Origin of the sequence: Vreelandella glaciei, assembly GCF_013415125.1 — a bacterium.
In the GTDB taxonomy this organism is placed as follows: Bacteria; Pseudomonadota; Gammaproteobacteria; order Pseudomonadales; family Halomonadaceae; genus Vreelandella; species Vreelandella glaciei.
Genome location: NZ_JACCDE010000058.1, coordinates 1 through 10,122 on the forward strand (window position 1 = coordinate 1; position 10,122 = coordinate 10,122).

Annotated in this window: 8 protein-coding genes and 1 pseudogene; 1 reads left to right on the top strand and 8 read right to left on the bottom strand. The window is 56.1% G+C overall.

The window, feature by feature from the left end; genetic code table 11:
* The first annotated feature begins 330 nt into the window (after positions 1-330).
* Positions 331-1,317: a LysR family transcriptional regulator gene (locus tag HZS80_RS22620; RefSeq protein WP_179917396.1), complete on the top strand. Its 987-nt coding sequence runs from the start codon at positions 331-333 to the stop codon at positions 1,315-1,317.
* A 9-nt stretch (positions 1,318-1,326) separates the two neighbouring features.
* Here HZS80_RS22620 and HZS80_RS22625 read toward each other — a convergent pair whose 3' ends face one another.
* From HZS80_RS22625 to HZS80_RS22660, 8 genes and pseudogenes are all read right to left on the bottom strand, one after another.
* Positions 1,327-2,829 carry an aldehyde dehydrogenase gene (locus HZS80_RS22625; RefSeq protein WP_179917397.1) on the bottom strand — a complete coding sequence of 501 codons (1,503 nt, stop codon included), beginning with the start codon at positions 2,827-2,829 and terminating at the stop codon, positions 1,327-1,329.
* A gap of 22 nt (positions 2,830-2,851) precedes the next feature.
* Positions 2,852-4,108 carry a Zn-dependent hydrolase gene (locus HZS80_RS22630; RefSeq protein WP_035556578.1) on the bottom strand — a complete coding sequence of 419 codons (1,257 nt, stop codon included), beginning with the start codon at positions 4,106-4,108 and terminating at the stop codon, positions 2,852-2,854.
* Positions 4,101-5,831 (bottom strand): thiamine pyrophosphate-binding protein, encoded by a 1,731-nt coding sequence (locus HZS80_RS22635; protein WP_035556580.1) that lies wholly within the window; start codon positions 5,829-5,831, stop codon positions 4,101-4,103. Before HZS80_RS22635 ends, HZS80_RS22630 begins: the two co-directional genes overlap by 8 nt.
* A complete protein-coding gene (locus tag HZS80_RS22640; RefSeq protein ID WP_179917398.1) occupies positions 5,828-6,580 on the bottom strand; it encodes an HpcH/HpaI aldolase/citrate lyase family protein in 753 nt (250 codons plus the stop codon). The genes HZS80_RS22635 and HZS80_RS22640 overlap by 4 nt, the downstream gene beginning before the upstream one ends.
* A 6-nt stretch (positions 6,581-6,586) precedes the next feature.
* Positions 6,587-7,870: a TRAP transporter large permease gene (locus HZS80_RS22645; RefSeq protein ID WP_035556582.1), complete on the bottom strand. Its 1,284-nt coding sequence runs from the start codon at positions 7,868-7,870 to the stop codon at positions 6,587-6,589.
* Positions 7,867-8,340 (bottom strand): TRAP transporter small permease, encoded by a 474-nt coding sequence (locus HZS80_RS22650; RefSeq protein WP_218927816.1) that lies wholly within the window; start codon positions 8,338-8,340, stop codon positions 7,867-7,869. The genes HZS80_RS22645 and HZS80_RS22650 overlap by 4 nt, the downstream gene beginning before the upstream one ends.
* Position 8,341: 1 nt before the next feature.
* Complete coding sequence (locus HZS80_RS22655) at positions 8,342-9,319, bottom strand: TRAP transporter substrate-binding protein (protein WP_179917399.1); 978 nt, start codon at positions 9,317-9,319, stop codon at positions 8,342-8,344.
* Between the two features lie 531 nt (positions 9,320-9,850).
* Positions 9,851-10,033 (bottom strand): annotated as a pseudogene (locus tag HZS80_RS22660) (PLP-dependent transferase); the annotation flags it as partial.
* Positions 10,034-10,122: the final 89 nt, after the last annotated feature.

Consider the following 10,122-nt stretch of genomic DNA (forward strand, 5'->3'; position numbering starts at 1 on the left):
TCAATAGAATCCAGCAAGCTAGTGTTTTTTTATTTTTATGTTTAAGATTAATGAAATTTATACAAGTAGATTTCTAGTCATGAAAACCTCACGACGCTACACGAAGCCATGTTAATTAATAGCAATAAAGCACTTTATTGGCGCAAAAAAAATTGAGTTAAAAGCTGAAAGCACCATTATAGTGCAAGTAAAAAATTAATAATATAAAGTACTTACAGCAAATAATTGCTTTATATTGTTTAATATTAAGTATTTTATAGTTTATTTAAGCTAATAATTTACAATTAGAAACAACGGCAGACATGCTATTTTAAGTTATAGAGAGGCGTTATGAGACCTATCCATGACACACTAGACTGGAATCTTCTCAGAACATTTATTGTAATTGTTCAAGAGGGGAGTGTCAGCAAGGCTGCCAATAGGCTTTACCTATCTCAACCCGCGGTTAGTTTGTCCCTTAAACGCTTAGAAGAGCGCCTAGGTCAACGTTTGATAGAGCGTGACAGTCATAGTTTCAATGTGACAAAAGCAGGGCACCTTGTATATAGAGAAGCTATCAATATATATGCCAATGTGGCTAGGCTAGCCGCCTCAGTAGGAGACTTTGACCCGGAAGTGGTCGGCCATGTTTCGCTACTTTTCATCACGGGAATTCAATGCCGGTTTCTCGATAGCGTTTTCGAACGTTTCCATCAGCAATTTCCCCAGATCACGTTCAGCATAGAGGACATGTCCAGCCAGGAAGTGCAGCATGCATTGGCCCAGCGTCAAGGCGCCCTGGGTATCAGCCTAGCGTTGCAGTGTCCGAGCAACCTCAACAGTCAGATACTCGCACGGCAACGATACCGGCTTTATTGCGGTAGAAGCCACGCGCTTTTCGGTCGACACAATTTGCCAATGGATAGCCTGAAGAGTGAAAACTATGTCTCTTTTGGCAGCGAGCAACTCGATGGCGTGCTCTCTTCGCTTGCGGTGTTCCGTGCCCATCATGGGCTTAAGGGCAACGTCGTAGGCCAGTCAAGCAGCCTCCAGGAAATTCAAAGGATGGTACTTGCCGGATGGGGTATTGGTTGTCTACCCGAGCATCTGGTGCTCCGGGATGTGGCGGAAGGTCGGCTGTGGCCCCTTCCGCCCTATGACGGCGTCGCTGAAATCGACCTGCACGTAATGTGGCATCAGGACGCTCGTTTCAGCGACGCCGAGACCATCTTCATGGAGTTCTTCCTCAATGCCCTGGGCAAGGTACCCCTCGAAGAACGTCTTACCACCGGCCTTGAGTTGTTCGACGAAACGCCTGATGTCAACCATCCCTTGTGATTGGCGATATCACCGGCTGTACGCCAGATTGAACCAGGTCGTCTTGAGATCCGAGTACTTGTCCAGTGCATGAAGCGACTTGTCGCGACCGAACCCGGATTGCTTCACGCCGCCGAAGGGTACGCTGATATCGCCATCGGCATAGCAATTGACCCATACCAAGCCGGCTTGCAGACGCTTTGATACGCGATGTGCGCGGCCAAGGTCACTCGTCCATAGCCCAGCTCCCAGACCGTAGATCGAGTCGTTGGCCAGCGTGATGGCTTCCGCCTCGCTGGAAAAGCGGCCCAGGCCCAGAACCGGCCCGAAGATTTCCTCACGCATGGAGGTGGCGGTTTGGCCTCCCTCCAGAATCGTCGGTTCGACGTACCATCCTCCCTCGACCGGCGATGCGTGTCGCCCGCCGTGATGCAGGGTCATGCCTTCGCTAAGACCTTGCTCGATATACTTAAGCACCTTGGCATGATGCGCGGCGCTGACCAGAGCCCCCATGCGCGTCGCAGGATCTAACGGATCGCCTGCCGGCATGTCCCGTGCAGCCGCAATTAGGCGCGGCAAGAAATCATCGAAGATGGTCTCCTCCACATACAATCTGGAGCCGGCAATACATACCTCACCCTGGTTGGTAAAGATAGCAGCTGCGGCGGCCTGAGCGGCGGCATCCAGGTCTGGGCAGTCGGCGAAGACCAAATGAGGGGACTTGCCACCGCACTCCAGCCACACCCGCTTGAGGTTGGACTCGCTGGAATAGCGCATAAAGCGCTTGCCGGTGGCGGTGGAACCGGTAAAGGCTAATGCATCTACCTGCGGGTGCATGCCCAGCGCTTCACCAGCGACGGCGCCGTGGCCGGGCGTGACATTGAACACACCGTCCGGCAGGCCGGCTTCCTTCGCTAGCGCGGCAAGCCTCAGGGCACTGAGACTTGAGGCCTCGGCGGGCTTGAGCACGATACTGTTGCCCATTGCCAGTGCCGGAGCAAATTTCCAGGCGGCAATCATCAGCGGGAAGTTCCACGGAACCACGGCGGCGACCACGCCGAGCGGCTCGCGGGTAATGGTGGCGTGGACATCTTCGCCGGTGGGGGCGATTTCGTCATACTGCTTGTCGATGGCTTCGGCATACCATGCAACGCAGCGTACCGTTTCCGGCAAATCGAAAGCCAGACTATCGGCGATTGGCTTGCCCATTTCGAGTGTCTGCAGCAGTGCCAGCTCTTCGGCGTGGGTATCAATGAGTGAGGCAAATCGTAGCAAGACCCTCTTGCGCTCTAGGGGAGGACAGCGCGACCAGTCACCCGCTTCGAAGGTACGGTGTGCGGCCTGCACCGCACGATCAATATCCACGCTACCGCAGGCGGTCACTTCAGCCAACACCTGCCCAGTGGCGGGGTTGTAAGCGCTCAGGGTGGCGCCGTCACGGCTAGCGACGAACTCACCATTGATGAAGGCTTGAGTGGTCGGTTGCAGTCGGCTGGCAAGCTCCTGCCAGTAGGCTTTGTCGTGTATGGTCATACCTTTTCTCCTGTACATGGTGCTAGGACGCGGCGACTCCGGCCTTGCTCAGCATGGTGTGCAGTAGCACGTTGGCGCCGGCCTCGAGATCCTCCGGCGTGGCGTTCTCGCTTTCGTTGTGGCTGATGCCATCTTCACAGGGCACGAAGATCATGGCGGTGGGCGCCACGCGGCTGATGAATACTGCGTCGTGGCCGGCGCCGGTCTCGATATCGCGATAGGGAATTCCTAGCGTATCGCTGCTGGTTCGGATCAGGTTCACCAGGTCGGCATCGAACGGGGTCGGCGGTACTCGCTGTACGTCGCGTAGCTCAACCGTCACCTTGCCTAGTTCGCTGTGCCTGACACATGCATCACGCAGGGCCTGCTCCATCTGCTCGAGCGTCGAGCTCTCAAGGTGGCGGATGTCCACACTGAAGGTTACCCGCCCGGGAATGACGTTGCGTGAGTTGGGATACAGCTCGAACTCGCCGCAGGTGACACGGCCGTGAGGCTGATGGGGGTCGGCCAGCGCCAGGATATCGCCGATCAACTCGGCGGCCCGCTTCAATGCATCGCGGCGATAGAGCATCGGGGTCGGGCCGGCGTGAGCTTCCTGGCCGGTGACCACCACATCGAACCAGCGCAGGCCCAATGAACCAGTCACCGCACCGACGGCGATACCTTCCGCCTCGAGTACGGGTCCCTGTTCGATATGCGATTCGATATAGGCACCGAAGGTACGGCTACCCATAGGGATATCGCCTGCGTAGCCGATGCGTTCAAGCGAAGCGGCCACCGTGTCGCCATCACGGTCCTTGGCGGCAAGGGCATCCTCCAGGGGAATGATGCCAGCATGCACTCCCGACCCCATCATCACGGGAACGAACCGGCATCCCTCCTCGTTGGTCCAGATCACTACCTCTAGCGGCGCTTCGGTGGTGATGCCGTGATCGTTGAGAACCCGTATGACCTCAAGGCCGGCGAGGACACCGTAACAACCATCGAAGCGGCCTCCGGTGGGCTGGGTGTCAAGATGGCTGCCGGTGACTACGGGCGGCAGGTCGTCGCGGCGTCCGGCACGGCGGGCGAAGATATTACCCATCTGGTCGACCCCCAGCGTCATGCCGGCGTCGCGTAGCCAGCCGGTGACCAGCTCGCGCCCAAGACGGTCTTCTTCGGTCAATGCCAGCCGACAGTTGCCTCCCTTGGGGGTGGCGCCGATTTGGGCCAGATCCATCAACGAACGCCACAGGCGTTGTCCATCAATACGCAGAGTGGTGGATAAAGGCTCAGTCATGGGGAGGCTCCTGTGGCATTGCGGAATCCCTACGTTCGAGTGCCGCCGCGCGAATCGCACTGAGACGTTCTCCTGGTGCGATGCCATCGGCGTCATAACGCAGCTCAATCAAGGCGGGTAAGTGATTTTGCTCGGTAAAGGTCAGAGCACGGGCGAAGGCAGCCTCGAAGACGGCATCGTCCTCGACGATTTCTCCTTGCCCACCATAGGCCCTGATCAGCGAATCAAACTCGGGGTTGGTGAAAGTCAGTGCTATTTCACGACCAGGGAAATCATGCTCCTGGTGGGCGCGAATTGTGCCCCACATGCCATTGTTGAATAACAGGATGACGATACCCAGGCGGTATTGCAGGGCCACGCCAAGCTCCTGCAAATTCATCTGGAAGCATCCGTCACCAGCGAAGCAGACAGCCGGACGCTGCGGATATTCAAGCTTGCTGCTGATGGCTGCGGGCAGGCCGTAACCCATTGCCCCAACCGTGGGGGCCAACGAGCTGCCGAGCCCGCCAAAACGGATATAGCGATGGGCATAGAGCGCGTAGTTACCGGCGCCGACAGTGATGCAGCCATGGCCGTCCAGCATTCGGTCCACCGTCTTCGTGACACGGTCGAGGCTGAGCGGGCCGGGGGCCTCCAGCGGTGTCAGTGTGTCGAGATAGGCCTGTCGTGCGGCAGTTGTCTCCTGCTGCCAGGCCGGTGGCCTCGTGGGAGCCAATGTCGCCAGGCTTGCCGAGAAACCGACGACATCAGCATTGATGGCAAGATCGGGACGATAGACATGCCCCAGCTCTTCGGGATCGGGGTAGACATGGACCAGTGTCTGGCTCGGCACCGGCGACTCGATCCAGCTATACCCTTCGGTGGTGGGCTCCCCCAGTCGCGTGCCCAACGCGATGATCAGATCGCTCGCCTTGAGCCGTTCACGCAGGGCCTGATGCATACCGTTGCCGACATGGCCGACGAAATTCTCATGGCGGTGGTCAAAACATTCCAGGCGGCGCCAGGCGACACCGACAGGAAGCGCATAGCGGTCGGCAAACCCGGCAATCTCCCGCTGGGCCTGCTCGGTCCATCCACTACCACCCAATAACAGGAACGGCCGTTCGGCCCGCTCAAGATGCTGGTGCAATTCGCTCAATTGTTGCTGGCTAGGATAACTATGCAGACGGGGTCTGGGCGCTACATCGGCCACGCACGCCTCTCCCCACAGCGTATCTTCCGGCAAGGCCAGCACCACCGGGCCGGGACGGCCGCTGGTCGCAACCGAGTAGGCCCGGGCGATGTATTCGGGTATCCGCGCGGTGTCGTCGATCTGCGCCACCCACTTCGCCATCGGGCCGAACATGCGCCGATAATCGATTTCCTGAAAGGCCTCGCGTTCGATGAAGTCGTTGCCGACTTGCCCGATGAACAGGATCATCGGTGTCGAATCTTGGTAGGCGGTATGCACGGCAATCGAGGCATTGGTGGCACCGGGACCGCGGGTAACGAAGCAGATTCCAGGTTCGTTGGTCAGCTTGCCATAGGCCTCGGCCATGTAGCCGGCACCGCTCTCCTGGCGACAGACGATGGGCTCGATGGCGTCACGATGCTCATTAAGTGCATCGATACACGGCAGGTAGCTCTCCCCGGGAACCAAGAAGACACGCCGGGCACCATGCTGGCGCAATTGCTGGATCAGGATCTGGCCCCCGTTACGGGAAGGGAGGGCGGAGTGGCTCATGTGCGGGATCTCTTTGAATGAATGGTTAGGGACGACGGGGTGGTTAACAGCCGATGCAGCGGCTCGACCTGGCGAGTATCGACGACACAACGCGCCCGGAAGCCGCACTGGCGCGACCAGACCTGGTCGTCGTCGAACCCGTGCGTCTCCGGCCACGGGCCGTCGATGGCCAGGATATCGGTATCATCACAAGCCTTGAGGAAACGCTGCCGGAAGGGCACCAGGGCGGCGCTGCGCTGCGCTGCCGAGAGCCCGAGGTCTCGTGCCAGATCCCCGGTGCCGAGCAGTGCCGCCGCAATGCGCGGACTGGTTCGCAGCAAGTCATTCGCCCGCTCGACCCCCAAGCGGCTCTCTAAAGTCGGGACGATGGCGGTGGTTCCCGGCGGTATGCCCCAACGCCTCTCTTCGCTATCAAGTGCTGACGCAAGGGCTTCCAGTTGGTTGGTCTCATCGACCTGGGGCAGAAAAACAGCAGCGGGAGCGGCGCCCATCAGTAATGCCAGTTCGTGTCGGCCGCCCCTATCGAGGGCATTGATACGAGCCATGGGCAGGCGGCCCTTTTGCCGACAGCTTTCGGCCAAGCCAGTGAACGCCTGACAGGCCGCATCACCTGACGCAGCGGGGGTGAACTCCTCCAGGTCGACGACGATGGCGTCGGCCCCGGAAGCCAATGCATCGGCAAGGCGTTCAGTGTCATGACCTGGCACAAAAAGCCAGCTTCGACAGCGTGTTAACATGCTATAAGCCATGCTGGTTCACTCCATCAAGTTGGGCAGGAACAGCACGATATCGGGCACAAAAGTGATGAGCATCAGAACGGCAAGCATGGACATCAGCATCAGCGAAAGCGGGCGTAGCGTTTCCATGACGCTGATGCCGGAGATACGACAAGCCGCCATCAGATCGATACCCAAGGGTGGCGTATTGGCACCGATCGCGAGGTTAACTGTCAGCAACACACCAAAATGCACCGGATCGATGCCGTATTGAGAGAGCAGCGGCATGACAATCGGCGTGACGATGATGATGATGGCGATGCTTTCCATGAAGGTACCGAGCACCAGTAGCACCGCGGTTAGCAACAGCAATACGCTGTGCGAGCTATTCGTCCAGTCGCCGATGATCCCAGCGATGGCTTGCGGGACCTGTTCATAGGTCAACCCCCAGGCAAAGAGGCCAGCAGCACCGATAATGACCAGGATGGCGGCACTGGTTTCTGCCGTGGCGATAACGCAGTCGAGGATGTCTCGCAATGTGAGACAGCGATAGAGGACGACACCGAGAACAAGGGCATAGAGAATGGCGGAGGCTGCCGCCTCGGTGGGGGTGAAGACGCCAAAACGAATCCCCCCAATGATAAGCACCGGTACCATGAGAGCGGGTAGCGCATCAATGATCGCTCGGCGCCGCTCGGCAGGATCGGAAGGCTTTACCCCTGCCCAGCCATGCTTGCGGGAGATATAGAGCGCCACGCCTATTAACGAAAGGGTCAACAGCAGGCCGGGAATGACGCCGCCCATAAAGAGCTTGCCTACCGACGTATTGGAGGTAGTGCCGTAGACGATCATGACGATGCTAGGAGGGATCACCGTGCCGAAGGAGCTGGCACACCCGACCAGAGCACTGCTGAAGCCTTTGTGGTAACCATTTTTATGCATCGCTGGCAGCAGCATGCTGCCGATGGCAATGACATCCGCCACCCCCGATCCGGACAAGGCGCCGAACAGCATACACGCCAGTACCGCCACAACGGCCAGCCCGCCTCGTATGTCGCCGACCAGAGACATGCAAAGATGCACGATACGCTTGGTCAGGCCGGCACTGTTCATCAATTGCGCCGCTAGTATGAACAAGGGAATCGCCAACAATGTGAAACTATCCATTCCGCCGACGAACTGCTGTGCGGAGACCATCATGGGAGCTGCACCAAAAACGAGCAGGTAGACGAGGGCGGCAAGAATCAGGCCGAAGGCAATCGGTATATTGACCAGGATGGCGAATCCGAAGACCCCTAGCAGGGTGAGTGCACCGAAGGTCATGGGGTATCTCCTGAAGATAACAAGTGCTGCAACTGCATCAATGCCATACCCACACAGCCCACTGGCACCGAGAGATAAATAAAGCCGACGGGCATCTTCAACGCCGTGGTAGTCATGCTCATGGTCACTAACGTCAGGTCCCACCCAGCCTTGGCCAGCATCAGCAGCATCACCAGCAGGACAAAATCCGTGACCTTCCCGATGGTTCGACGGACGTCGGCGGAGCGCACAATCAACGGCAACAACCCGGCGTTGAGGTGGGAGCGTCGATGGGTACAGGTAATGGAACCCAACAAGGCGGTCCAGATCAGCACTAATCGCGGCAATTCTTCAGCCCAGTTGGGCGTTTGTCCCACAACCCAACGCATGAAAACCGTATAGATGACTAGTGCCGCCAGGGCGGCCGCCCCGCCTGCGGCCACGGCCAGACTGAGATTGGATACTCGCGTTGCAAGTCTGGAAAACGTCATATCATTCGACCGTACGGTACTGTTTGACGGTCTCCATCAGCTCTTCACCGAAGACCTCGGTATAGTCGCTCCATACGTCTTGAACCTTCTGATTGAAGGGCGCCGTGTCAACTTCATTGATCTGCATACCTTCAGCGGTCAAGTTTTCAAGCATGGTTTCATCATCTTCCTGGGTCATGGCACGCTGTTTGTCGCGCCACTCATTGGCGAGTTCCTGAATGATTTCCTGGTCATCGGGGTTGATCTTATTCCAGGTAAGATCGGCAATCGTTAGGCACGCCGGTGCCCAAACATGTCCTGTCAAGGAAACGTAATCCTGAACTTCGTAAAAGGAAGAGGAGTAGATAATAGAAAGGGGGTTTTCCTGGGCGTCAAAAACGCCTTGCTGTAGCGCCGAGTAGAGTTCACCGAAAGCAAGAGGCGCGGGGTTCGAGCCTAAAGCTTCGAAAGTATCGAGTCTCATCCTGTCGGGAGTGACTCGAATCTTCAGGCCCTCAAGGTCGTCCGGTGACTCGATGGGGCCACGATTATTGGTCACATGACGAAACCCGTTTTCCCACCAGCTGAGAACCTTGATGTTCTTCTCTTGCGCCAATGCTTCGAGCGTTTCGCCCAGCTCGCCATCGTAGGCGGCATAGGCCGCTTCTCGGCTCGCCCAGGAGTATGGCAGTTCAACGATACCGAACTTGGGTTCCAGTGACTGGAAGGAGCCACAACCGATAATTCCAGCATCCATGCTACCGATCTGCATGCCCTCTACCATCCGGGTTTCATTGCCTAGTTGGCCGCTGGGAAAAACCTGGAAATTGACTCGGCTATCCGTCGCCTCCCTTACATCATCAGCGAAACCTTGGGCAGAAATATGCCAATTGTGTGTGGGTGCCAACACATGGCCAAGCTTGATATCCAAGGCCTGTGCATGACTTGTAAAGGCGGTAAGACCGATAAGACTGGAGAAAGCAAGAGGAGTCAGTTTCATTATGATGCCTGCTGTCTTTATTTAGTTGTGTCGATTGGAATTCGACCTGGAAACAACAGACTCAACGGATAGTATTTTTATGGCAATTTTATAATTCTTATTTTTGATATTTATATTTTTTATACAATGTTTTTCAGTTTTTTTGAGCTTCTTTATTGTTTTTAAAGTTCTTGAATTAGTGCAGAGTGGAAAAATTTTAAGTTTTTCAGGAAATGGCATACTTATTAGCGGTTGTAAGAGAGGTTTTTATCTTAATTTGAGGCAGTGTCTAAATATTTTTATAAATTAATTATATATGACTAGTTGCTTTCTTCGTTAACTTGTCGAGCCATTGCATTGCTGTTTAATAAAGAGTATTTAAATGATTAATTATTACTAAATTATAAGACTAGAGGTTGATGTCCTGTACCGTCCTGCATACATGGGGCGGATGCAGCTCTGATGTTGGCCGAAATCTTTATATAGAGACGCTCGATCCCTGAGGCAGGCGGAAGGGTGAGCTGCTAGGCTGACTTAGTCATAGTCAGGCACCTAAAGCGCACCGCTAGTCTTGGGAAGAGTTAGCGCCTGATCGATACCCGCCAGCAGATCGTCAATATGCTCAATACCAATCGACAGGCGCACCATCTCTGGGGTAACGCCCGCCGTTTTCAGTTCTTGGTCATTTAGCTGGCGGTGCGTGGTAAGTACCTGATATAAAGTTTTCGTGTAATATCCATGCCAGGATTTCTGACACGGACAGAACCATGGAAAAACGCTTCGTTGCCCCTCTCACTGAACCTGAACAACAGACGCTGACCTCC